At 69.7% G+C, this 21,371-nt stretch carries 21 protein-coding genes and 1 riboswitch; of the genes, 16 read left to right on the top strand and 5 right to left on the bottom strand.

The genetic code is table 11. The features are described 5' to 3' along the window. The first annotated feature begins 194 nt into the window (after positions 1 to 194). Positions 195 to 728 carry a flavodoxin domain-containing protein gene (locus tag D187_RS15425; RefSeq protein WP_002626289.1) on the top strand — a complete coding sequence of 178 codons (534 nt, stop codon included), beginning with the start codon at positions 195 to 197 and terminating at the stop codon, positions 726 to 728. A 20-nt stretch (positions 729 to 748) separates the two neighbouring features. Here D187_RS15425 and norR read toward each other — a convergent pair whose 3' ends face one another. Then, entirely contained in the window at positions 749 to 2,293 is a 1,545-nt protein-coding gene (norR, locus tag D187_RS15420) for a nitric oxide reductase transcriptional regulator NorR (RefSeq protein WP_002626288.1), read from the bottom strand. Positions 2,294 to 2,478: 185 nt separating this feature from the next. Here norR and hmpA point away from each other — a divergent pair, with 185 nt between their 5' ends. The 4 genes from hmpA to D187_RS15400 all read left to right on the top strand — a co-directional run bounded on the left by hmpA (position 2,479) and on the right by D187_RS15400 (position 5,933). Beyond that, positions 2,479 to 3,660 (top strand): NO-inducible flavohemoprotein, encoded by a 1,182-nt coding sequence (hmpA, locus tag D187_RS15415; protein ID WP_002626287.1) that lies wholly within the window; start codon positions 2,479 to 2,481, stop codon positions 3,658 to 3,660. A 171-nt stretch (positions 3,661 to 3,831) separates the two neighbouring features. Next, the gene (locus D187_RS15410) at positions 3,832 to 4,731 is read left to right on the top strand and encodes an alpha/beta fold hydrolase (RefSeq protein WP_211241528.1); all 900 of its coding nucleotides are present in this window, start codon (positions 3,832 to 3,834) and stop codon (positions 4,729 to 4,731) included. A gap of 137 nt (positions 4,732 to 4,868) precedes the next feature. After that, positions 4,869 to 5,297 carry a CBS domain-containing protein gene (locus tag D187_RS15405; protein WP_002626285.1) on the top strand — a complete coding sequence of 143 codons (429 nt, stop codon included), beginning with the start codon at positions 4,869 to 4,871 and terminating at the stop codon, positions 5,295 to 5,297. Positions 5,298 to 5,363: 66 nt separating this feature from the next. Further along, the gene (locus tag D187_RS15400) at positions 5,364 to 5,933 is read left to right on the top strand and encodes an imm11 family protein (protein WP_002626284.1); all 570 of its coding nucleotides are present in this window, start codon (positions 5,364 to 5,366) and stop codon (positions 5,931 to 5,933) included. 47 nt (positions 5,934 to 5,980) lie between these two features. Here the strand turns inward: D187_RS15400 and D187_RS15395 are convergent, their stop codons facing one another. Together D187_RS15395 and D187_RS15390 are read right to left on the bottom strand one after the other, a co-directional pair. Further along, a complete protein-coding gene (locus D187_RS15395) occupies positions 5,981 to 6,676 on the bottom strand; it encodes a pirin family protein (protein ID WP_002626283.1) in 696 nt (231 codons plus the stop codon). A gap of 78 nt (positions 6,677 to 6,754) precedes the next feature. Next, positions 6,755 to 7,654 (bottom strand): LysR family transcriptional regulator, encoded by a 900-nt coding sequence (locus tag D187_RS15390; protein WP_002626282.1) that lies wholly within the window; start codon positions 7,652 to 7,654, stop codon positions 6,755 to 6,757. 208 nt (positions 7,655 to 7,862) lie between these two features. Between D187_RS15390 and D187_RS15385 the strand changes: the two genes are divergently transcribed. From D187_RS15385 to D187_RS15365, 5 genes are all read left to right on the top strand, one after another. Further along, positions 7,863 to 9,017: a protoglobin domain-containing protein gene (locus D187_RS15385; protein ID WP_020918060.1), complete on the top strand. Its 1,155-nt coding sequence runs from the start codon at positions 7,863 to 7,865 to the stop codon at positions 9,015 to 9,017. 9 nt (positions 9,018 to 9,026) lie between these two features. Next, entirely contained in the window at positions 9,027 to 9,671 is a 645-nt protein-coding gene (locus D187_RS15380) for a response regulator (RefSeq protein WP_002626280.1), read from the top strand. Positions 9,672 to 9,683: 12 nt separating this feature from the next. Continuing rightward, positions 9,684 to 10,784 (top strand): sensor histidine kinase, encoded by a 1,101-nt coding sequence (locus D187_RS15375; RefSeq protein WP_002626279.1) that lies wholly within the window; start codon positions 9,684 to 9,686, stop codon positions 10,782 to 10,784. A 37-nt stretch (positions 10,785 to 10,821) separates the two neighbouring features. Next, positions 10,822 to 10,930: riboswitch (TPP riboswitch) on the top strand. Positions 10,931 to 10,971: 41 nt separating this feature from the next. Then, positions 10,972 to 12,852 carry a phosphomethylpyrimidine synthase ThiC gene (gene thiC / locus D187_RS15370; protein WP_002626277.1) on the top strand — a complete coding sequence of 627 codons (1,881 nt, stop codon included), beginning with the start codon at positions 10,972 to 10,974 and terminating at the stop codon, positions 12,850 to 12,852. A 130-nt stretch (positions 12,853 to 12,982) separates the two neighbouring features. After that, positions 12,983 to 13,363, top strand: coding sequence for a DUF4870 domain-containing protein (locus tag D187_RS15365; RefSeq protein ID WP_002626276.1), 381 nt, complete (start codon positions 12,983 to 12,985; stop codon positions 13,361 to 13,363). Between the two features lie 3 nt (positions 13,364 to 13,366). On the opposite strand, the gene moaA is transcribed toward D187_RS15365, so the two are convergent. Both moaA and D187_RS15355 read right to left on the bottom strand, forming a co-directional pair. Further along, positions 13,367 to 14,362: a GTP 3',8-cyclase MoaA gene (moaA, locus tag D187_RS15360; protein WP_002626275.1), complete on the bottom strand. Its 996-nt coding sequence runs from the start codon at positions 14,360 to 14,362 to the stop codon at positions 13,367 to 13,369. Between the two features lie 80 nt (positions 14,363 to 14,442). Further along, positions 14,443 to 15,738, bottom strand: coding sequence for an HD-GYP domain-containing protein (locus D187_RS15355; protein WP_002626274.1), 1,296 nt, complete (start codon positions 15,736 to 15,738; stop codon positions 14,443 to 14,445). Positions 15,739 to 16,351: 613 nt separating this feature from the next. Between D187_RS15355 and hisG the strand changes: the two genes are divergently transcribed. Genes hisG through D187_RS15325 form a run of 6 tightly spaced genes read left to right on the top strand, consistent with a single transcriptional unit; the run spans position 16,352 to position 21,371 of the window. Further along, entirely contained in the window at positions 16,352 to 17,206 is an 855-nt protein-coding gene (gene hisG / locus D187_RS15350; RefSeq protein WP_002626273.1) for an ATP phosphoribosyltransferase, read from the top strand. Further along, positions 17,203 to 18,504, top strand: a complete 1,302-nt coding sequence (hisD, locus tag D187_RS15345; protein ID WP_002626272.1) for a histidinol dehydrogenase — start codon at positions 17,203 to 17,205, stop codon at positions 18,502 to 18,504. The genes hisG and hisD overlap by 4 nt, the downstream gene beginning before the upstream one ends. Beyond that, on the top strand, positions 18,501 to 19,538 hold the full coding sequence (locus D187_RS15340; RefSeq protein ID WP_002626271.1) for a pyridoxal phosphate-dependent aminotransferase: 1,038 nt from the start codon (positions 18,501 to 18,503) through the stop codon (positions 19,536 to 19,538). The genes hisD and D187_RS15340 overlap by 4 nt, the downstream gene beginning before the upstream one ends. Then, positions 19,535 to 20,128, top strand: a complete 594-nt coding sequence (gene hisH, locus D187_RS15335) for an imidazole glycerol phosphate synthase subunit HisH (RefSeq protein ID WP_043429989.1) — start codon at positions 19,535 to 19,537, stop codon at positions 20,126 to 20,128. Before D187_RS15340 ends, hisH begins: the two co-directional genes overlap by 4 nt. Beyond that, positions 20,125 to 20,838 (top strand): 1-(5-phosphoribosyl)-5-[(5-phosphoribosylamino)methylideneamino]imidazole-4-carboxamide isomerase, encoded by a 714-nt coding sequence (locus D187_RS15330; RefSeq protein WP_002626269.1) that lies wholly within the window; start codon positions 20,125 to 20,127, stop codon positions 20,836 to 20,838. Before hisH ends, D187_RS15330 begins: the two co-directional genes overlap by 4 nt. Further along, positions 20,835 to 21,371: an imidazoleglycerol-phosphate dehydratase gene (locus D187_RS15325; protein WP_002626268.1), complete on the top strand. Its 537-nt coding sequence runs from the start codon at positions 20,835 to 20,837 to the stop codon at positions 21,369 to 21,371. The genes D187_RS15330 and D187_RS15325 overlap by 4 nt, the downstream gene beginning before the upstream one ends.

The raw sequence follows: 21,371 nt of genomic DNA, 5'->3' as shown, positions 1-21,371 counted from the left end.
CCCGGCCCTGGAGCATCGGCCCCCCGGTGCGTTCCGCCCCGCGAGTCCAAGCCCCGGGCCACGGGGGGGCGGCCCTCCTCTTCCTCGCCCTGCCTCTCAGTCAGGGAGGGCGGACGCAGGCCACGTCTCACGAGTCGACGAACCCGCGGGGGAGTGCGGACCTTGCAGGAGGCCCGCTCGGAGGCGGATCCATCATGAGAATCCTGGTCAGCTACGGTTCCAAGCGGGGCGGCACGGCCGAGATCGCAGGCATCATCGCGCGGACGCTCTCCGCACGGGGTTTCCAGGTCGAACTGAGCCCGGCCGCCGAGATCGAGTCCGTCGACGGATACGATGCCGTCGTGGTGGGCGGCGCGCTCTATATGTCGCGCTGGCATCGCGACGCGCGCCGCTTCGTCAGGCGGCACACCCAGGCGCTGCGGGCCCGGCCGGTCTGGCTGTTCAGCAGCGGGCCGCTCGATGACTCGGCCACCTGGAACGAGGTGCCGCCGGTGGAGCAGGTCCAGCGGTTGATGGCGCGCATCGGGGCGCAAGGCCACATCACCTTCGGAGGGCGTCTACTGCCCGACGCCAAGGGCTTCATCGCGAGCAAGATGGCCAGTTCGCTGGCGGGCGACTGGCGCGACCCGCGCATCATCCGGGCCTGGGCGGAGGGGGTGGCGGATGCGCTGCACGCCTTCGAGCGGACTCCGTCCCACGCCGCCGAGGACACGCCAACCTGGTCATAGCCGGGCACCTCGGGGCGTGACTAGACGATGCCCAGGCGCCGGGCCAGCCGCCGGAGGTTGGCGCGATCCATTCCCAGCTCGCGCGCCGCTGAGGCCCAGTTGCCCTGGTGCCGCTGGAGGCTCGTGTTGATCTGTTGCCGTTCGAAGTGCTCCACGGCTTCGCGCAGGTCCCCCACGGGCGCCGGCTCGGGCGGCGGTTCGGCCCGGGCCGGGGGAGGGGAATCGCCGTTGAGCGCGAAGTCCGTCGCCGACAGGGTGAGGATGCGGCCGTCATCGCGGCGCTGGCCATAGGCCTTGAGCGCGCTCCGGGCCACCAGATGCTCCAGCTCGCGCACGTTGCCGGGCCAGGAGTAGGCCAGCAAGGTGGCCTCGGCGTCACTGCTCAGGCGCAGGCCGCGCAGCCCCAGGCGCGAGCGGTTCTCCTCGAGGAAATAGCCGGTCAGCAGCAGCACGTCATTGCCCCGCTCGCGCAGGGCCGGCACATGCACGGGAAACACGCTGAGCCGGTGGTAGAGGTCGGCGCGATAGCGCCCCTGGCGCACCTCCTCGGCCAGGTCCCGGTTGGTGGCGGCGATCAACCGCACGTCGATGCGGTGCTCCCGGTCCGAGCCCAGGCGCTGCAACTGCCCGCTCTGCAGCACGCGCAGCAGCTTGGCCTGTACCGTCAGCGGCAGCTCGCCCACCTCGTCCAGCAGCAGGGTGCCACCGTCGGCCAGCTCGAACTTGCCCCGCCGGTCGCTGACCGCGCCGGAGAAGGCGCCCACCACATGGCCGAACAGCTCGCTCTCCACCAGCGTCTCGGGCAGGGCCGCGCAGTTGAGGCTGATGAGCGGCCGGTGCGCCCGGGGGGACGCCGCGTGGACGGCCTGCGCCACCAGTTCCTTGCCCACCCCCGTCTCCCCACTGATGAGCACGCTCAGCGGACTGGATCCCACCAGGGCGATGTCTTCCAGGAGCTTGAGGAAGGACGGGCTCTGTCCGATCAACGCGCGCGGGCGCTCCCCGGCCGCCAGGCGGTAGCTCTCCGCCCGCTGGAACTCGCCCTCGGCCCGCATCACGAGCCGCTCGATGCGCTGGGCCACGCGCACGGTCGCCGCCGCCAGGCTGGCGAACGCCTGCAGGGACGCCAGATCCACGGACGCCAGGCTTCCGGATGACAGTGCGTCCACGGTCAGCAGGCCCCAGACGTGTCCATCCACGAGCAAGGGACAGCCCATGCAGTCATGCACCTGGAGATCGCCCCCGGCCCCCTGCACCAGGCCATCGTAGGGATCCGGCAGGGGGCTGTCGGCGGGAAACCGGGTGGGAGTCGCGCTCGCGAGCAGGGCCTGGAAGCGTGGATGCTCGCTCACCCGGAAGCGCCGCCCCAGGGTGTCCTCGGAGAGGCCATTGACCGACAGCGGTACCAACCACTCCCCCTCCAGGCGCAGCAGCGCGACCGCGTCGCAGGGCATCAGCACCCGCAATGCTTGCAGCAGCCGCCGGTAGCGCTCGCGCTCGGGCAGCTCCCGTGACAGGTCATCCACCAGGGGGATCAACGCGTGGAGCAGGGGATTGGGAGTCATTTCGACCACCGGAAGTCGATTCGACTCCGCGCCCCCCAGGTCGAAATGACCTGGGCTCGTCCCAACCCCTTGATTTCCCGGTGCCCGGAAGTCGGCATGGAAGCTGCTCCTATCAAAGCACGACGTCCTGGTGGTGGAGGTTTTCCCCGCCCCCGCGCCGTGAACCCGACTTCGGAGCCCATCCCATGCTCAATGCTCAGCAACGCGCCATCGTCAAAGCCACCGTGCCGCTGTTGGAGAGTGGTGGCGAAGCCCTGACCACGCACTTCTACCGCATCATGCTCGGCGAGTACCCCCAGGTGCGCCCGCTCTTCAATCAGGCCCACCAGGCCAGTGGTGCCCAGCCCCGCGCCCTGGCCAACGCCGTGCTGCGCTACGCCCGCCACATCGATGAGCTGGAGCAGCTCGGCGGGCTCCTGAAGCAGATCATCCACAAGCATGTGGCCCTGCGGGTCCTGCCCGAGCACTACCCCATCGTGGGCACGTGCCTGCTGCGCGCCATCCGCGAGGTGCTCGGGCCTCAGGTGGCGACGGACGAGGTGATCGCCGCATGGGCCGCCGCCTACCAGCAACTGGCCGATCTGCTCATCTCCAGCGAGGAGCGGGTCTACGAGCAGACGGCCCAGGCGCGCGGCGGCTGGCGCGGCGGGCGCGAGTTCCGGGTCATCCGCAAGGAGCAGGAGAGCGCGGAGATCACCTCCTTCTACCTGGCGCCCGCGGATGGCGGCCCGCTGATGGACTTCGCGCCGGGGCAGTACATCGGCATGCGGCTCGTCATCGAGGGTGTCGAGATGCGCCGCAACTACTCGCTGTCGGCGGTGCCCAATGGCGAGTCCTACCGGATCAGCGTCAAGCGCGAGCCGAGCGGCAAGGTGTCCAACTACCTGCATGACCGGGTGGGAGTGGGGGACTCGCTGGAGCTGTTCCCTCCCGCGGGCGAGTTCACCCTGCGCCCGAGCACCAAGCCCCTGGTGCTCATCAGCGGCGGCGTGGGCATCACCCCGACGCTCGCCATGCTGACGGCGGCCCTGCCGCAGGGACGGCCCATCCACTTCATCCACTGCGCGCGCAACGCCGAGGTCCACGCCTTCCGCGAGTGGGTGGACGAGCAGGCCCGCAAACATTCCCACCTGCGGCGCTTCTATTGCTACTCCAAGGCCACCGAGGGGGATCCCCAGCCGGATGCCGTCGGCCTGCTGGATCGCGAGCGGCTCGCGCGATGGCTGCCCGAGGAGCGGGACATCGATGTCTATTTCCTCGGCCCCAAGCCCTTCATGGCGGCCATCCAGCGCACCTTGAGGGAACTGGGCGTGCCCGAGCAGCAGTGCCACTACGAGTTCTTCGGCCCGGCGGCGTCGCTGGCATAGCGCTCCGGGTCGTCGAAACGGGCTACCTTTCATTTCAAGATGAAAGGTAGCCCATGCGAGCCGAGGACCTGCGCATCGGCAAGCTCAAGCGCTACGAGCGCGGGACCCGCCGCCGCAAACGGTGAGCTTTTCCCGCGTTCCCCGCCGGACGCCACCCGTATCATCCGCCGCATGAATACCGGTGTCCTTCCTCCCGAACGACAGTCCTCCCTGCGTCTGCGCGATGGCCGCGTCCTCGCATGGTCCGAATGGGGACCCACCGAGGGTCTCCCCGTGCTGTTCTGCACGGGCGCCGCCATGAGCGGCTCACTCGGCTTCGGCGAGAACCACCTCGCGGCTCTCAGCCTGAGGCTCATCGCCATCGATCGGCCCGGCCTCGGCGCGTCCGACGCGCATCCCGGCAAGACCCTGGCCTCCTGGGTGGAGGACACGCGGCAACTCCTCTCGGCGCTGGGCTCGCCGCGGGACGTTACCGCCGTGGGCTTCTCCCAGGGCGCGCCGTTCGCGCTGGCGCTCGCGGGCCGGGAGCTCGTGAAGGCCGTGGCGATCGTGTCCGGACAGGACGACCTGGCCTGGCCGGCCCTGGCGCCCCGGCTGCACCCCGACGTGGCCGCGATGGTGCGCGCCGCGCGGCAGGAGCCCGAGGGCTTCGAGCAGTCCTTCGCGGGGATGGCCACGGCGGACGGACTGTGGCAGCTCATCCTTGGCATGAGTGGCGAGCGCGACCGGGCGCTCTACCAGAGCGAGCCCTTCGGCTCGGCATATCAGCGCTGCCTGCGAGAGGGCTTCTCCCAGGGCGCGCGCGGGTACGCGAGGGATCTCGTCAACGCGCTGGGCCCGTGGCTGGTGGCGCCGGAGCGCATCTCCGTCAAGGTGGACCTCTGGTACGGGGGCCTGGACACGAGCACGGTCCACTCGCCCGACTTCGGCGCCACCCTGGCCGCCCGCCTGCCGAACGCGACCCTCACGGTGGAGCCCCAGGAGGGCGGATCAATCCTCTGGACGAGGGCCCGGGACATCCTCGTGAGGCTCAAGAGCCACGTCTCGGGGGGCACGAGCGCGGTACGGTAGGGGCCGCGAAGCGGATGCACTCCCGGATGCCCTCCAGGCGGCACTCGGCGGACCACTGGTTGACCCGCGTGAGGCGCCCAACCGTTGGCGTGAATACGCGGGGAGCCCGCTCCGGGCCCCCATGAGGAGGAGCGGACATGGCGAGGTTGATCCGTGAAGTGATGACGCGCGAAGTGGAGGTCATCCGTCCGACCGACACCGTGCGTGAGGCGGCCCGGAAGATGCGCGACCTGGACGTGGGACCCATTCCCGTCTGCGACGGCAAGCGGGTGCAGGGGATGATCACCGACCGCGACATCGTGGTGCGCGCCATCGCCGAGGACATGGACCCAGCCCGGACGGCCGTGTCCGACATCATGACCAAGGGGATCGAGTATTGCTTCGAGGACGATCAAGCCGAGGACGTGCTCGATCGCATGGAGGAGCAGCAGCTGCGCCGCTTCATCGTGGTGGATCGCGACAAGAACCTGGTGGGCATCGTGGCGTTGGGCGACCTGGCGGGCGAGGAGAGTGGCCACCGCGTGGGCAAGGCGCTCGAGGGTATCTCCGAGCCCGCGAGCCACTGAGCCGTGGGACGCCGGAGCCCGGATGGACCGGGCTCCGGACGGTTTATGAGGTGACGAGCCGGTAGGATGGATTCCAAGTACTTCAAGCTGTCTCAGGATGTTGACGGCTCCGGGGGCTGGGATCTGGGCAATCCCACGGATCCACAGGGCCGGGAGGTGGACAACCCCTGGATGTTCAGAGAGGGGATGCCAGTCGCGGATCCGGGGCGATTGATTCTCCCCGTCGGTCGTCCGGGCAGGGCGCTCGACTTCACCCTCGCGGGCTTCAGCATCCCGGTCGTTCACGCCAGGGTGGCTTCCCTGTTCAGGGAATTGGCTCCCCGTGACGTTCAGCTTCTTCCGGTGGACATCCCAGGGCAGCCAGACCCGTTCTGCATCCTCGTTGTCACACGGCTCATCCAGTGCATCGATGACCAAGCCTCCGAGGAGGTGGAGTATTGGATGCCGGAAGATGGGCGACCCGAGAAGGTCGGACAGTATCGGGACGTGTCCGGCCTGTGCATCGATCCCTCGAAAGTTGGTGACGCCCAGGTGTTTCGCACCTGGGGATGGACCATCGCGCTCATCATCTCCGAGGAACTCAAGGAGGCCTTGGAGCGGATGGGCGCCACGGGGGCGAAGTTCAAGGTGGTTTGACCCGCGGTCATTGGACCCCTTGCCTTCGCCCTCCGTTCACCCAGGGCTCAGCCCAGATCGAACAGCAGGGCCTCGAGCGGCTCGGTCGCGGAGAGCTCCAGCCGCGACTCCTCGGACACGGCCACACCGTCACCGGCCTTGAGCGCCATGCCGTTGAGCGTGCCCGCGCCGCGCGCCACCTGCAGCCACGCGTGCCGCCCCGGCGCCAGGGTGTACTCCGTCTTCTCTCCCCGGCCCAGCACGGTGCTGTACAGCCGCAGGTCCTGGTGCACCTTCAACGAGCCGTCCTGTCCCTCGGGGGACACCACCAGCCGGAACTTGCCCTGGCGCTCCGCGAGCGGGAACTCCTTCTGCTCGTAGCCGGGCGTCAGCCCCTTGCGCTCCGGGAGGATCCAGATCTGCAGGAAGTGCACCTCCTCGTCCGAGTTGTTCATCTCGCTGTGCCGCACGCCCGTGCCCGCCGTCATCCGCTGCATCTCTCCCGCGCGCAGCACGCCCACCGAGCCCATGCTGTCACGGTGCTCCAACTGCCCGCTGAGCACGTAGGTGATGATCTCCATGTCCCGGTGGGGATGCGCGCCGAAGCCGCTGCGCGCGGCCACCCGGTCCTCGTTGATGACGCGCAGGGAGCGAAAGCCCATGGCGGACGGGTCGTAGTAGTCCCCGAACGAGAAGGTGTGGTGGGAGTCCAACCACCCGTGGTTCGCATGGCCGCGCGCTTCCGAATTCCGAACGATGATCATGATGCCGTGTCTCCTTCGCCAGACATCATGCGAGTGAGACATGCCCTGCACCAGATGGGCTCCCCGGGAAACACTGTCCTATCCACGGGACATCGGATTCCAGGACGCGGCCCAGCGCTCGCGCGCGAGCTCCACGAAGGCCATCACCTTGGGCGCATGGTGGCGGCTGCTGGGATAGACGGCATGCACGGGGGTCTCGGCGGCGGCCCAGTCGGGCAGCAGGTGTTGCAGACGTCCGCTCGTCACGTCCTCGGAGCAGGCGATGTTGGGCAGCAAGGCGATGCCCGCGCCCGCCAGGGCCATGCCGCGCAACATGTCCGGCTCGTTCACCGCGAGCCGCGTGGACACCTGCACCTCGACGGATTTGCTCCCGGAGTGCAGCGTCCAGCGGCTGGCCTCCCGGGGTGAGCCGAAGAGCAGGCAGTCATGCTTCTCGAGGTCTCGAGGCGTCTTGGGGGCGCCTCTCGCCCGGACGTAGTCCGGCGAGGCCACCACCACGCGCTCGAGGGTGCCGATCCGGCGGGCCATGAGCGAGGAGTCGGCCAGCTTGCCCGCGCGCACGGCCAGATCGAACCCCTCGTCCACCAGGTCCACCGTGCGGTCCGTGCACACCATCTCCACCTGCACCTCGGGATAGCGCCGGAGGAACTCCGCGACGATCGGCCCGAGGATGCTGAAGGTGAGCGGGGCCGTCACCCGCAGCAGCCCATGCGGAGCGGCCTGCATGCGCGTGACCGCCAGCTCGGCCTGCTCCGCCTCGGCCACGATGCGCGCGCAGTGCTCGTAGTAGGCCTGTCCCACGTCCGTGAGCCGCAGCTGGCGCGTGGTGCGTTGCAGCAGTTGCGCGCCCACGCGCTCCTCCAGCTCGGACACCTTGCGGCTCACCGTGGACTTGGGCATGCGCAGCCCACGCGCCGCCGCCGTGAAGCTGCCCGCCTGGACGACCTTGGCGAAGACGAGGAGTTCGTTGAGATCCATGCCGCTCCCGGAGTCGGACGCCGTCGCTGGGATGCAGCAGGCTGTCCGGACCGACCCATCTAATCCGGAGCGCGGACCACCGCCAGCCACCGGGTCCAACGGGTTGCGGACCGCCCGAGCCCTTCCCCGGGTGAAGTGTTGGCGGGTGGTTACGGGGCCGGGGCCGCGTTGTTTCAGTTTTCAGCAGTGCGCTACATATGTGTTCCTCATGGTGGAAACCTTGTTCGAGGAACTCAAGCGCTACGTGGGGTTCGGGCCGGCCGATGGGCTGTTGCTCCGGGAACTGCACGAGGTGGCGCAGCCGCGGTTTCCCGCCATCGCGGACGTCTTCTATGCGCGCATCCTGGAGCACGAGGGGGCGCGCAAGGCGCTCGCGGGCGAGAGCCAGGTGGGCCACCTCAAGGTGTCGCTGGTCATCTGGATGGAGCAGCTGCTCAGCGGCCCCTGGGACGAGGACTACTACCGGGCGCGCTGCCAGATCGGCCGCATGCATGTGCGCGTCGCGCTCCCTCAGCATTACATGCTGGGCGCGATGAACGTGCTGAGGCAGGAGTTCAACCTCCTCATCACCGAGCACTGCGCGGGCCAGCCCGAGCGGTTCCGGGCCATGAGCTTCGCGTTGGGGAAGATCCTCGATCTGGACCTGGCCATCATGCTGCACACCTTCCGCGAGGATCTGCTCGCGCAGCAGGCGCGCCACGAGCGGCTGTCCACCTTCGGCCAGCTCGTGGGCTCCATCGGCCATGAGCTGCGCAATCCGCTGGGCGTCATCGAGACGTCGCTCTTCATCCTCAAGGGCCGGCCCCTGGCCAGCGAGGAGCGCGCCGCCAAGCACCTGGCGCGCATCGGCGAGCAGGTGGCGCTCGCCAACCGCATCGTCTCGGACCTGCTGGACATGATCCGGGACCGGCCGCTCAAGCGCGAGTCGCTGCGGCTGGAGGCCGTGTGGAAGGACGCGCTGTCCTCGGTGGACGCGCCCGCGGGCGTGTCCCTGCGCGCCGAGGGGCTCGAGTCGCTGCCCACGTTGGAGGGAGATCCAGGGCAGATCCGCCAGGTCTTCGTCAACCTGATGGAGAACGCCGTGCATGCGGTGGGCGACACGGGCTCGGTGCGGTTGTCGGGCTCGGCGGAGTCGGACTCGGTGGTGCTCGTGCTGGAGGACTCGGGGCCGGGGGTGAGCGAGGCCATCCGGCGCCGGATGTTCGAGCCCCTGATCACCACCAAGTCCGGGGGCATCGGCCTGGGCCTGCCACTCGTCAAGCGCATCCTCGAGCGCCATGGGGGCTCCATCGTCTACGACCCCCAGGGCGGGGGAGGGGCACGCTTCGTCCTCCGGCTCGCCCTTCCCCCGCACTGCGCGTGAGGGCCCGCCATGAGGAGCTACCTGCTGCTCGATGACAATCTGGCCTTCGCGGAGAACCTCGCGGAGATCCTCCGGGATGGGGGGGACGAGGCCACGGTGGTGACGGAAGGGCCGCGTGCCCTGTCGCTCGCGGGCGCCCGCCGCTTCGACGTGCTCCTCACGGACATGAAGATGCCGGGCATGAATGGGGCGCAGGCGGTGCGTCACATCCGCCAGGTGGATCCCGGTCTCGCCGTCGTGGTCATCACCGCCTACCCGGGAGAGGAAGAGCTGGAGGCGGTACGCCGGGAGGGACTGCTCGCGGTGCTGCCCAAGCCCGTGCCGCTCGCCCCGCTCGTGTCGTTGTTGGCCCACGCGCGCCGGGATGGACTGGTGGCGCTCATCGAGGGGGAGCCGGCGCGTGACGAGACCCTCGCCGAGCAACTGCGCTCGCGCGGCTTCTCGTGTGTCACCGCGCGCTCGGTGGAGGACGCCGAGCGCCTCGCGGGGGCGCGGCTCTTCGCGGCGCTGGTGCCTCCACGGCGGCCCGGGGAGCCGGAGTGTGAGGCGTTGCATTGGCTGCGGACACGCTTCCCCACACTGCCGGTGTTCTCCGAGCCTGTCGACCTCCAGACACTGTTGGATACCCTGGAGCGAGCCCACGACTCGCGCTAACAGCAAGGCCCCATGAGCCTCTCCTCCTTCCATCCCCCCCGTGTGCTCGTCGTCGAGGACAACGCGGCCTTCCTCGACAATCTCCGGGAGTTGCTCGGCGACGCGGGCTACCTGGTGTCCGGCGCGAGCAGTTGCCGCGAGGCACTCGAGCGGGTGCAGGATGGCTTCGATGTGGCGCTGGTGGACTTGCGCCTGCCGGACGGGGACGGGACGGAGCTCGCGCGGGAGTTGAAGGAGAAGGTGCCCGAGTGCGAGGTGGTGCTGCTCACCGGCTTCGCCACGCTGGAGACGGCGGTGGCGGCGGTGCGCGCGGGCGCGTGTGCCTACCTGATGAAGCCCTGTGCGCCCAACGAGTTGTTGCTGACGCTGGAGCAGACCATGCGTCAGGTGCGCTTGCAGGCGGAGAAGCGCGAGCTGGCGCGCCGGGCGCAGGTGACGGAGAAGCTCGCCGCGGTGGGCACGCTCACGGCGAGCCTGTCGCACGTGATTCGCAATCCCCTCAACGCCGCGGCCCTGCAGCTCGCCGTGCTGGAGCGGCGGGTGCGGCGGCTGTCCGCGGAGCAGCAACCGGCCCTGTTGGATCCCCTGTTGATGGTGCGCGATGAGATCCGCCGGTTGGACCATGCGCTGGAGGACTTCCTCCAGTTCGCGCGGCCACGGGGCTTCCGCCCGGAGCCGGTGGACGTGCTCGCGCTGCTGCGGCGCGTGGTGGATTTCCTGGGCAGCAAGGCCGAGGCGCGGCGGGTGCGTCTGGAGTTGGAGGGCGAGGAGTCGCTTCCGCCGCTCAAGGGCGAGGAGGAGCGCTTGCGCCAGGTGCTCATCAACCTGACCCTCAACGCCCTGGAGGCCACACCCGAGCAGGGTGTCGTGCGCCTGTCGGCGCAACGCGAGGAGGACATGGTGCGCCTGTGCGTGGACGACACGGGCTCGGGCGTGCCCCCGGAGCTGCGCACCCGCGTCTTCGAGCCCTTCTTCACCACGAAGGAGGAGGGCTCGGGGTTGGGGTTGTCCATCGTCCACTCCGTCGTGTCGCAGCACGGAGGCTCGCTGGAGGTGACCAGCTCCCCGTCCGGAGGAGCGCGCTTCCTCTTGCGGCTGCCCCTGGTGGCTTGAGGCGGTTGCCACCGGACGTGCTCGCGGGTTACATGGGCCGTGTCGCTAGGGGTGCTCCCGTGAGGAGCTGAGAGGGCCGTGTTCGCGGCCGACCCTTGGAACCTGAACCGGTTTGGACCGGCGGAGGGAAGCGGCGGGCTTCCCATGCCCGACTCTTCTCTCTTGCCATGCGCCGAGGAGGAGTCACGTGAGCGGAGCATCGAAGAGCCTCAAGGTGGACGGAGCGGTGTTGCAGGGCATCACCCGGGGGCCACTGCCGGCCTCGCGCAAGGTGTACGTGTCCGGCGTGTTGAACCCGGAGCTGCGCGTGCCCTTCCGGGAGATCAGCCAGACGCCCACGCGCCATGGCCACGGTCCGGACGCGAAGCAGACGCCCAATCCCTCCGTCTTCGTCTACGACTCGAGCGGCCCGTACACGGACCCCGAGGCCGCCATCGATCTGCGGCGGGGCCTGCCTCCGGTGCGCGCGGAGTGGATCGAGCGGCGGGGGGACACGCGAGCCCTGCCGGGCATCTCCTCCGAGTACGGCCGCGTGCGTGAGGCGGATCCTCGTCTGGCCGGCCTGCGCTTCGCCCACCGCCGCGCGCCTCGGGTGGCGAAGGCGGGCGCCAATGTCACCCAACTGCACTACGCGCGCCGGGGCCTCATCACCCCGGAGATGGAGTTCGTGGCCCTGCGCGAGAACCTCAAGCGCCAGGCCGCGGCGGAACTGGCGCACCAGCACCCGGGCCACTCCTGGGGCGCCGCCATTCCCCGCGACATCACCCCCGAGTTCGTCCGGGACGAGGTGGCGCGGGGCCGGGCCATCATCCCCGCCAACATCAACCACCCGGAGCTGGAGCCGATGATCATCGGCCGCAACTTCCTGGTGAAGATCAACGCCAACATCGGCAACTCCGCCGTCAGCTCCTCCATCGAGGAGGAGGTGGAGAAGATGGTGTGGAGCATCCGCTGGGGCGCGGACACGGTGATGGACCTGTCCACCGGCCGCGACATCCACGAGACGCGCGAGTGGATCCTCCGCAACGCCCCGGTGCCCATCGGCACCGTGCCCATCTACCAGGCGCTGGAGAAAGTGGGCGGCAAGGCCGAGGAGCTCACCTGGGCGCTCTACCGCGACACGCTCATCGAGCAGTGTGAGCAGGGGGTGGACTACTTCACCATCCACGCGGGCGTGCGCCTGCGCTACATCCCGCTCACGGCCAGACGCCTCACCGGCATCGTCAGCCGGGGTGGCTCCATCCTGGCGAAGTGGTGCCTGGCGCACCACCAGGAGAACTTCCTCTACACGCACTTCGAGGAGATCTGCGAGATCCTCAAGGCGTACGACGTGAGCTTCAGCCTGGGAGACGGGCTGCGGCCGGGCTCCATCGCGGACGCCAACGACGCGGCGCAGTTCGGCGAGCTGGAGACGCTGGGCGAGCTGACTCAGGTGGCCTGGAAGCACGACGTGCAGGTGATGATCGAGGGGCCGGGCCATGTGCCCATGCACCTCATCCAGGAGAACATGACGAAGCAGCTCGCGGTGTGTGGCGAGGCGCCCTTCTACACGCTGGGGCCGCTCACCACGGACATCGCGCCGGGGTATGACCACTTCACCAGCGGCATCGGTGCGGCGATGATCGGTTGGTTCGGCACGGCGATGCTCTGCTACGTCACGCCCAAGGAGCACCTGGGCCTGCCCAACCGGGAGGACGTGAAGGAGGGCGTCATCACCTACAAGATCGCCGCGCACGCCGCGGATCTCGCCAAGGGCCACCCCGGCGCCCAGGCACGCGACAACGCCCTGTCCAAGGCGCGCTTCGAGTTCCGCTGGGAGGACCAGTTCAACCTCTCCCTGGATCCCGAGCGGGCGCGTGCCTTCCACGACGAGACCCTTCCCGCGGAGGGTGCCAAGGTGGCCCACTTCTGTTCGATGTGCGGCCCCCAGTTCTGCTCGATGAAGATCACCCAGGACGTGCGCGACTACGCCCAGAAGGTGGGCGCGAGCGAGCAGCACGCCCTGGAGGCCGGCATGGCGGAGAAGAGCGAGGAGTTCAAGAAGGCCGGCGGCGAGGTGTACCGCTGAGTCCTCCCGACCTTTGAAGTCGCGTCCCTCCAGGAGACGCCAACCTCGTGACTTTTGTCCCGAAGATGACAGAATGAGAGGGTTGACGGGCGCGCGACCGCGTCCGTCCGAACTTCAGAGGGAATCCGAAATGGAAACGCAGAATCGCGGGGGGTTCATCACCGGATCACCGTCGCCGACGGCGGACGAGAAGACGTGGGGAATGCTGGCGCACCTGAGCGCGCTGATCGCGGGCCTGTTTGGCTTCTCGTTCCTCGGGCCGCTCATCGTGATGCTCACCAAGGGCAAGGAGTCCGCCTGGGTGGAGCAGCACGCGAAGGAGGCGCTCAACTTCCAGATCACCGTCACGGTGGCCCTGTGGATCGCCTTGGCGAGCATGTTCTGCCTGGTGGGGTTCGTGCTGGCGCCGCTCGTCGCGCTGGTCGCGCTGGTGCTGACGATCCTCGCGGGCATCAAGGCCAACAATGGCGAGATGTACCGCTACCCGGCCACCGTCCGGCTGGTGAAGTAGCGCTCAGCCGCCGATGCCCATCATCGGCAGCAGGCTGGCCGCCGCGCCGGGCTCGGTGAAGCGGTGGCCCTCGGGCTTGTCGCCGAGCGCCCGGCGGATGGCCAGGGCGAGCTCCTCGTCGGTGGCCCCGCCGCGGATGAGGGTATGCAGGGGCGCCTGGGCGCGGCCCCCGAGGCAGCTGCGCAGGTCTCCATTGGAGGCCACGCGCACGCGGTTGCAGCCGCCGCAGAAGTTCTGGGTGAGGGGAGAGATGAAGCCCACGAGCCCTCCGGGCGCGCGCCAGTAGCGCGCCGGACCCGCGGCCAGGCCCTGGGGTCCCTCGTCCTCCACGAGCGGCAGGCCCCCGGCCCGCAGCTTCTCCACCAGCTCCGCCGTGGGCACCGGGGTGCCCTGACCAAAGGGCATCAGCTCGATGAACCGGGGCGTCATGCCGCGCGCATGCGCGTGGGCGATGAGCTGGGGCACCTCGTCGTCATTCACCCCGCGCATGACGACGACGTTGAGCTTGAGCGAGGCGTAGCCCGCCGCCGCCGCCGCGTCGATGCCCTCGAGCACCGACGCCAGGTCTCCCTGCTTGGAGATGCGCCGGAAGGTGGCCTCGGACAGGGTGTCCAGGCTGATGTTGAGCTGGCTCACCCCCGCCTCGTGCAGCGGCACGGCCAGCCGCGCCAGGTGGCTCGCGTTGGTGGTGATGGCCACGTGGCCGATGCCGGGCACCGCGGCGATGCGCCGGGCGACCTCGAGGATGTCCGGGCGGATGAGCGGCTCGCCGCCCGTGAGCCGCACCCGGCGGATGCCCATGGCCGCGAACACGGAGACGATGCGCTCGAACTCCTCGGGCGAGAGCAGATCCTTCTTCCCACCCCAGCTCGCCGGCGAGCAGTACGTGCAGCGGAAGTTGCACCGGTCGGTCACCGACAGGCGCAGGTACGTCATGGTCCGCCCCTGGGCATCCTTCAGGGGGGTCGACAGGGGGGCCTGGGCGGGGGCGGCACTCATGGGGGCTCTCTATAAACCGGAGCCTCCCGTCCTGGCACTCCCTTGTGGAGGCCCGGCCCGAGCCTCCGTGAGGAGGCGCGTCAGTCGCGCGGGTTTCCCTGGCGTCCCCCGGCGAGCACCGAGAGGACGACGCCCTGGTTGAGCGTGTTGGCGCCCGTCGTGCTGGACGCCGGCGGAGCCGGAGGCGCCCTCACCGTGGGTCCCACCGGGCCGGGGATGGTCTGGTCCAGCTCGTCTATGTCCTCGGTCAGGCGGGCGAGCGTGGCCTCGGCCTCCTGCGCGTGGGCCTCGGCCTGCACCAGCGTCAGCTTCCGGTTCTGCATGTCCTCCTTGATCTTCACGAGCGCCTGCTCGCCGATATCGAGGAAGGCCCGGACGACCTCGCGGTCGAACTGGGTGCCGGCGCAGCGGTGGATCTCCGCGATGGCGTTGGCGAAGGTGGTCCCCTTGCGGTAGGGCCGGTCGCTCGTCATCGCGTCCAGGGTGTCCGCCACGGCGAAGATGCGCGCGCCGATGTGGATCTCCTGGCCGCGCAGGTTGCGCGGGTAGCCCTGGCCGTCCCAGCGCTCCTGGTGCGACAGGACGATCTGCGCGGGCGTGGCGAGGAAGGGGATGTTCTGGATCATCTGGAAGCCGATGTCCGGATGCTTGCGCATCTCCTGCCACTCCTCGGGCGTGAGCTTGCCCGGCTTGAGCAGCACGGCGTCCGGCACGCCAATCTTCCCGATGTCATGCAGGAGCGCGCCGCGGCCGATCTCCTCCAGCTCCGGGCCCTTGATGCCCATGCGCTCGGCCACGGCGCTCGTGTAGCGCACCACGCGCTGCGAGTGGTCCGACGTCTCGTGCTCGCGCGCGTCCAGCGCCGCCACCAGGGCGAGCAGGGTGGACTGGTAGGTGTGGGCGATGTCGCGCAGGGCGTTGCGCAGCTCGGTGGTGCGGTCGCGCACCTTGCGCTCGAGCTTCTTCTGGTAGCGCTTACGGGCCAGCTCGATGCGGCGCTTGGCCAGGGCGCGCTCGATGGCGCGGATGAGATCCGTCAGCTTCGGTGGCTTGAGCAGGTAGTCCACCGCGCCCCGGCGCAGGCAGTCCACGGCGGACTCGGTGTCCCCATAGCCGGTGAGCATGATGACGGAGGTGTCCGGGTAGCGCTCGCGCAACTGCTCGAGCAGCCACAGGCCGTCCTTGCCCGGCATCTTCATGTCGCTGATGACCAGGGGCGTCTCTTCCTGGCCCGCGAGGTCCAGGGCCATTTCGGAGCCACTGGCCACAACGCAGTTGTAACCCTCCTCCCGAAGAAGGACGGAGATGACGTCGCGAACGGAGTCATCATCATCGACGATGAGGATCCGGGGAGGTACGGGAGGAATGGCTTCCACGGGGTGTGATTCTAGGAGGAACGGGCAACAGAAGGCCAACCCGTCGCCGATTTTCAGCTTTCCTGGCTGTTCGCTGGCCCGGAGGTGTTCGCTCGCCGCCTCGTTCCCTCAGCATACGAGAACCGCTCGAAGCGGAAAGCTTCCAGGTTCATGAACGACTCCTCCCAAGAAGAGTCGAGTGGGCGGTGAGGAGCGCGAGCGGAAGTGAGCAGGCAGGCGAGCGTGGCCCGGGGGGCGGATGGAGCAACCGCCACATGACACGGCCGCGGGGCGTGGCCACGTCGCATGACTCCGCTCTCCTCCGAGGGAGCGGCCCGTCGAGGTGACGCATCCCGACGCGGCTGCTCGCTCCGAGAGGGCGCGCAACAATCCCGTGCCATCGGTTGACGGCGGAGGGGCTTTCCATTAGCAAGGTGTCCCGTGCACCTCGTCTCCATCCACCATCATCCGGCGCATCATCATCGGTTCGGCCCCGACGGGTCCGATCACCGTGTGCATGCCTGGGTCGATGTCTAGAGACAGCCCACCGCACCTGCCGCAGTGAACGAAGGCCCGTCCCACCCCGGACGGGCTTTTTTCGTTTCCGAGCCCGTCCCCACCCCAGGTCTCTCCGATGCTGAAGATCGCCCTTCCCAACAAAGGCCGCCTCTCCGACGAGGTTCGTGAACTATTCAACGATGCAGGGCTCGAGGTCCGCGTCCGAGGAGAGCGGGCCCTCACCGCGTCGCTCGGTGGCGAGTTCGAGGCCATCTTCGTGCGCGCCCAGGACATCCCCGAGTTCGTCGCCGATGGCGCGGCGGACGCGGGCGTCACCGGGTGGGATCTCGTGTGCGAGTCCGGCCGCGAGCTGGAGATGCTGATGGACCTGGAGTTCGGCCGGTGCCGGCTGGTGGTGGCCGCGCGAGAGGAGAGCGGCATCCAGAAGCTGGAGGACATCCAGAGCGGAGTGCGGGTGGCGTCCTCCTTCACGCGCATCACCCAGGAGTTCTTCGCCAAGAGGGGCCAGTCGGTGAAGGTGGTGCCGGTGTCGGGCGCCACGGAGATCGCCCCCCACCTGGGCATCGCGGACATCATCGTGGACCTGACGTCCACGGGCTCGACGCTGAAGATGAACGGCCTGCGCGAGGTGGGCACCATCGTCCAGTCGAGCGCGCGGCTCATCGGGCGCAAGGGCCACGCCCCCGAGGCGGCGGCCCAGTTGGAAGAGCTGCGGCAGGCGCTGGGCTCGGTGCTCGCGGCCCGGGGCAAGCGCTACCTCATGGCCAACGTGCCGCGCCGCGTGCTGCCGAACGTGCACGAGGTGCTGCCGGGCCTCAACGGGCCCACCGTGGTGGAGGTGCAGGGCGGTGACTTCGTGGCCGTGCACGCCGTGGTGCCCGCGCGCAACATCTACCGCACCATCAACGCCCTGAAGAACCTGGGCTGCCAGGGCATCCTCGTCACCCGCATCGAGAGGCTGATGCCATGAGCACTCCTCCTCTCAAGTACCGGGGCCGCCTGAAGGAGCTGGCCCCCGAGTCGCGCGGCCGGCTGTTGGATCGCTCGGGGAGCGCGGACGCCCGCGTCGCCCAGCGCACCGCGGAGATCATCGCCCGGGTGCGCCGGGAGGGGGACCGCGCCCTGCGCGAGATGGCGCGTGAGTTCGACCGCGCCGAGCTGGGCGCCCTGGAGATTCCCCGCTCCGTGTGCGAGGCGGCCCTCGCGTCGCTCGAGCCCGGAGTTCGCGAGGCGCTCGGCCGCGCGGCGCGCAACATCGCCCGGGCGCACGCGGCCCAGAAGCCCCAGGCCATTGAAGTGGAGACCGAGCCCGGCATCCTCGTGGGCCGCCGGCCGGATCCGCTCGGACGCGTGGGCGTGTACGCGCCCGGAGGCCGCGCCGTCTACCCGAGCAGCGTGCTGATGGGCGTGGTGCCGGCGAAGGTGGCCGGGGTGGGGGAGGTCGTCGTCTGCTCGCCGCCCGGCCCGGATGGGGTGCCCTCGGCGGGTGTGTTGGCGGCGGCGGCGCTCGCGGGCGCGGATCGTGTCTTCGCGCTCGGCGGCGCGGGCGCGGTGGCGGCGATGGCCTACGGGACCGAGAGCGTGCCCCGGGTGGATCGCATCGTCGGACCCGGCAACGCGTACGTGGCCGCGGCCAAGCTCCAGGTGGTGGACGCGGTGGCCATCGACGCGCCGGCGGGGCCCAGTGAGATCCTCGTGGTGGCGGACGGCACGGCGGATCCCGAGGCGGTGGCCCGGGAGATGCTGGCCCAGGCCGAGCACGATCCGGACGCCTGCTGTGTCACGGTGGCGGTGGGCGAGGCCCAGGCCGAGGCGGTGGCCATGGCGGTGGAGCGCCTGGCGGCCCGGGCCCAGCGCAAGGAGATCGTCTCGCGCTCCCTGAGCGAGCGCGGCGCGGTGCTGAGCGTGGACTCGCTGGAGGAGGCCTGGCCCTTCGTGGCGGACTTCGCTCCCGAGCACCTGCTGATCGCCACCGAGAATCCCACGCAGGCGCTGCCCCGGGTGCGCAACGCGGGCACGGTGTTCGTGGGCCAGCATGCCTCCGTGGCCTACGGCGACTACATGACGGGCGCCAACCACGTGCTGCCCACCGCGGGCCTCGCCCGGGCGTACTCGGGACTGAGCGTGCTCGATTTCTACCGATGGACCACGTACCAGCGCGTGACGCGCGAGGCGGCCTCCCGGCTCGCCGACGACGTGGGCGTCCTGGCCGACAGCGAGGGCCTGTTCGCCCACGCCGAGGCCGCTCGTGCCTGGAGGCAATCATGAGCCTGCCCTCGCGTGCGTCGTACCGGGACATTCCGCTCTACTCGCCCTCCAAGGCGCGCTGCCGGGTGGACCTGAGCGACAACACCAACCTCTTCGGCATGCCGCCTGGCGCCGAGCGCGTGCTGCGCGAGGTGGCCGTCCCCCTGGTGACGCGCTACCCCGTGGGCTACTCGCCCGACCTGCGCGAGGCCGTGGCCCACTACACCGGCGTGGACACCTCGTGCGTCACCACCGGGTGCGGCTCGGACGACGTCATCGACAGCACCCTGCGCGCCTTCCTCGAGCCGGGCGAGCTCATCGCCTTTCCCTCGCCCACCTTCGTGATGATGTCCTACTTCGCCAAGGTCAACGGCCTGCGCTACGCCCCGGTGAACCTGCGGCCGGACTTCGACATCGACGTGGAGGGGCTGCTCGCCACCCAGGCGAAGCTCATCTACGTGTGCTCGCCCAACAACCCCACGGGCACGGTGGCCTCGCGCGCCGCCCTGGAGCAACTGATCGAGCGCGCGCCCGGACTCGTCCTGCTCGACGAGGCCTATGCCGAGTTCGCCCGGGAGAGTCACCTGGACCTGGCGCGTCGGCCGAACGTGCTCGTGTCGCGCACGATGTCCAAGGCCTTCGGGCTGGCGTCCATGCGCGTGGGCTACGCGGTGGGCGCGCCCGCCCTGGTGGCCGAGGTGGAGAAGGCCCGCGGGCCCTACAAGGTGACGGCCCTGTCCGAGCGCATGGCCGTGGCGGCGCTGCGCGAGGACGTGCCGTGGATGCGGGCGAAGGTGGCCGAGTCCCTCGCCGTGCGCGAGCGGCTGGTGGCCGAGCTCCAGGGCATGGGGCTCACCTGCCTGCCCACCGAGGCCAACTTCGTGATGGTGAAGCTGCGCGGAGCGCTCGAGGTGGCGGAGCGGATGCGGGCGCGGGACGTGAACGTTCGGGCTTTCGCGGGTCTGCCGGGCATTGGCGATGCGCTGCGCATCGGATGCGGGCCCTGGGATGTGATTCAGACGGCGCTCGATGCGCTGCGAGAGGAGCGACGGTGAGAGTGACCCTGTTCGACTATGGAGCTGGCAACCTGCACTCCCTCGCCAAGGCGCTCGCGCTGGCGCCGGGAGTCAAGGTGCACGTGGAGGAGGATCCCCTGCGCGCCCTGGACACGGACCTGCTCGTGCTGCCGGGCGTGGGGGCGTTCGGTGCCGCGATGGCGCGCCTGGCCCCGGGCGCCGAGAAGATGCGGCGCGCGTTGGATGACGGCCTGCCGTGCCTGGGCATCTGCCTGGGCATGCAGCTGCTCTTCGAGGGCAGCGACGAGGGAGCGGGCCAGGGCCTGGGCTTCTTCCGGGGCCGGGTGACGCGGCTGACGTCCAAGCACGTGCCCCACATCGGGTGGAACTCGGTGGAGGAGGATACCGCGCTGCGCGAGGAGAAGCCGGGAACCGTCTACTACGCGCACAGCTTCGCCTGCCGCGCCGAGGACTCCGACGTGGTGGTGGGCTGGACGACGCACGAGGGGGATCGCTTCCCGGCCTCGGTGCGGCGCGGCAAGGTGCTCGGTGTGCAGTTCCATCCGGAGAAGAGCTCGGCCCCGGGCGTGCGCTTCGTGCACGCCTTCCTGAAGGAGGTGGGCTCATGATCGCCATTCCCGCCATCGACCTGCGCGAGGGCGCGTGCGTGCAACTCGTGGGCGGCTCCTATGCCGACGAGCGCGTGCGGGTGAAGGATCCCCTGGAAGCCCTCAAGCGCTGGCGCGCGCACGGCTTCAAGACCTTCCATGTGGTGGACCTCGACGCCGCCCTGGGCAAGGGCTCCAACGAGGACGCCATCCGCGCGCTCCTCACGCACGAGCCGGGCCTCACCTTCTCGGTGGGCGGCGGCGTGCGCAGCACGGTCAAGGTGGAGTCGTTGCTCATGCTGGGCGCCACCTCCGTGGTGGTGGGCACGCGGGCCATCGAGGACGCGGACTGGCTGCGCGAGGTGGCCGAGCGCTTTCCGGGCCAGATCGTGGTTGCCGCGGACGTGAAGGGCCGCGAGGTGGTGACGCGCGGATGGACGTCCAGCACCGCGCGCGACATCGAGAGCGTACTGGCGTCGTTGGATCGCCTGCCCCTGGGGGGCCTGCTGGTCACGGCCGTCCACAAGGAAGGGCAGATGGAGGGGGTGGATCTGCCGCTGGTGGAGTCGGTGGTGCGCGCGAGCCGCCATCCGCTGTCCGCCTCGGGAGGCGTGACGACGCTGGAGGACCTGCGGGCACTCGGGCGCGTGGGGGCCAGCGGGGCCGTCATCGGCATGGCGCTGTACACGGGCAGATTGGACGCGGCCGAAGTCGCGCGGGAGTTCGCATGACAACCATCGTTCGGGAAACGAAGGAAACGAAGGTCACGGTGCAGATCGCCCTGGGCAAGGGCATCGCCCAAGTGGACACCGGCCAGCCCTTCTTCGATCACATGCTCGGCACCTTCGCGCGCTACGCGGGGTTGGACCTCACGCTGCACGCCCGCGGAGACTTGCGCCACCACCTCATGGAGGACGTGGCCATCACCCTGGGCACCGCCGTGCAGAAGGTCGTCCCCGCCACGGCCGCGCGCTACGGCGAGCGCACCGTGCCCATGGATGACGCGCTCGTGCAGGCGTGCATCGACGTGGGCGGGCGCTTCTATTACCGCGGCCCCTTGCGCAACAAACTCTACGAGCACGTGATGCGCTCGTTCTGCGAGCACGCCCGCGTGACGCTGCACCTGCGCATCCTGCGCGGCAAGGACAGCCACCACGTGACGGAGGCGGCCTTCAAGGCGCTCGGCATGGCGCTGCGCGATGCGATGGTGGACTCGGGCGTGGTGTTCAGCACGAAGGGCGCCGTTGCCCTGGAGGTGAAGTGA

It is taken from the genome of Cystobacter fuscus DSM 2262, from assembly GCF_000335475.2.
Classification (GTDB): Bacteria; Myxococcota; Myxococcia; order Myxococcales; family Myxococcaceae; genus Cystobacter; species Cystobacter fuscus.
The sequence above is the reverse complement of the archived record's forward strand: the minus strand, read 5'-3'. Positions and strand labels throughout refer to the sequence as shown.

Bases quoted from the DNA above. Each gene is read 5' to 3' on its own strand.
- D187_RS15330 (WP_002626269.1), top strand. From the start codon at position 20,125: ATGATCGCCATTCCCGCCATCGACCTGCGCGAGGGCGCGTGCGTGCAA.
- D187_RS15385 (WP_020918060.1), top strand. From the start codon at position 7,863: ATGGTGGAAACCTTGTTCGAGGAACTCAAGCGCTACGTGGGGTTCGGG.
- hmpA (WP_002626287.1), top strand. From the start codon at position 2,479: ATGCTCAATGCTCAGCAACGCGCCATCGTCAAAGCCACCGTGCCGCTG.
- D187_RS15340 (WP_002626271.1), top strand. From the start codon at position 18,501: ATGAGCCTGCCCTCGCGTGCGTCGTACCGGGACATTCCGCTCTACTCG.
- moaA (WP_002626275.1), bottom strand. From the start codon at position 14,362: ATGAGTGCCGCCCCCGCCCAGGCCCCCCTGTCGACCCCCCTGAAGGAT.
- D187_RS15365 (WP_002626276.1), top strand. From the start codon at position 12,983: ATGGAAACGCAGAATCGCGGGGGGTTCATCACCGGATCACCGTCGCCG.
- D187_RS15380 (WP_002626280.1), top strand. From the start codon at position 9,027: ATGAGGAGCTACCTGCTGCTCGATGACAATCTGGCCTTCGCGGAGAAC.
- D187_RS15410 (WP_211241528.1), top strand. From the start codon at position 3,832: ATGAATACCGGTGTCCTTCCTCCCGAACGACAGTCCTCCCTGCGTCTG.
- D187_RS15425 (WP_002626289.1), top strand. From the start codon at position 195: ATGAGAATCCTGGTCAGCTACGGTTCCAAGCGGGGCGGCACGGCCGAG.
- hisG (WP_002626273.1), top strand. From the start codon at position 16,352: ATGCTGAAGATCGCCCTTCCCAACAAAGGCCGCCTCTCCGACGAGGTT.
- D187_RS15375 (WP_002626279.1), top strand. From the start codon at position 9,684: ATGAGCCTCTCCTCCTTCCATCCCCCCCGTGTGCTCGTCGTCGAGGAC.
- norR (WP_002626288.1), bottom strand. From the start codon at position 2,293: ATGACTCCCAATCCCCTGCTCCACGCGTTGATCCCCCTGGTGGATGAC.
- D187_RS15325 (WP_002626268.1), top strand. From the start codon at position 20,835: ATGACAACCATCGTTCGGGAAACGAAGGAAACGAAGGTCACGGTGCAG.
- hisD (WP_002626272.1), top strand. From the start codon at position 17,203: ATGAGCACTCCTCCTCTCAAGTACCGGGGCCGCCTGAAGGAGCTGGCC.
- D187_RS15390 (WP_002626282.1), bottom strand. From the start codon at position 7,654: ATGGATCTCAACGAACTCCTCGTCTTCGCCAAGGTCGTCCAGGCGGGC.
- D187_RS15405 (WP_002626285.1), top strand. From the start codon at position 4,869: ATGGCGAGGTTGATCCGTGAAGTGATGACGCGCGAAGTGGAGGTCATC.
- D187_RS15400 (WP_002626284.1), top strand. From the start codon at position 5,364: ATGGATTCCAAGTACTTCAAGCTGTCTCAGGATGTTGACGGCTCCGGG.
- D187_RS15395 (WP_002626283.1), bottom strand. From the start codon at position 6,676: ATGATCATCGTTCGGAATTCGGAAGCGCGCGGCCATGCGAACCACGGG.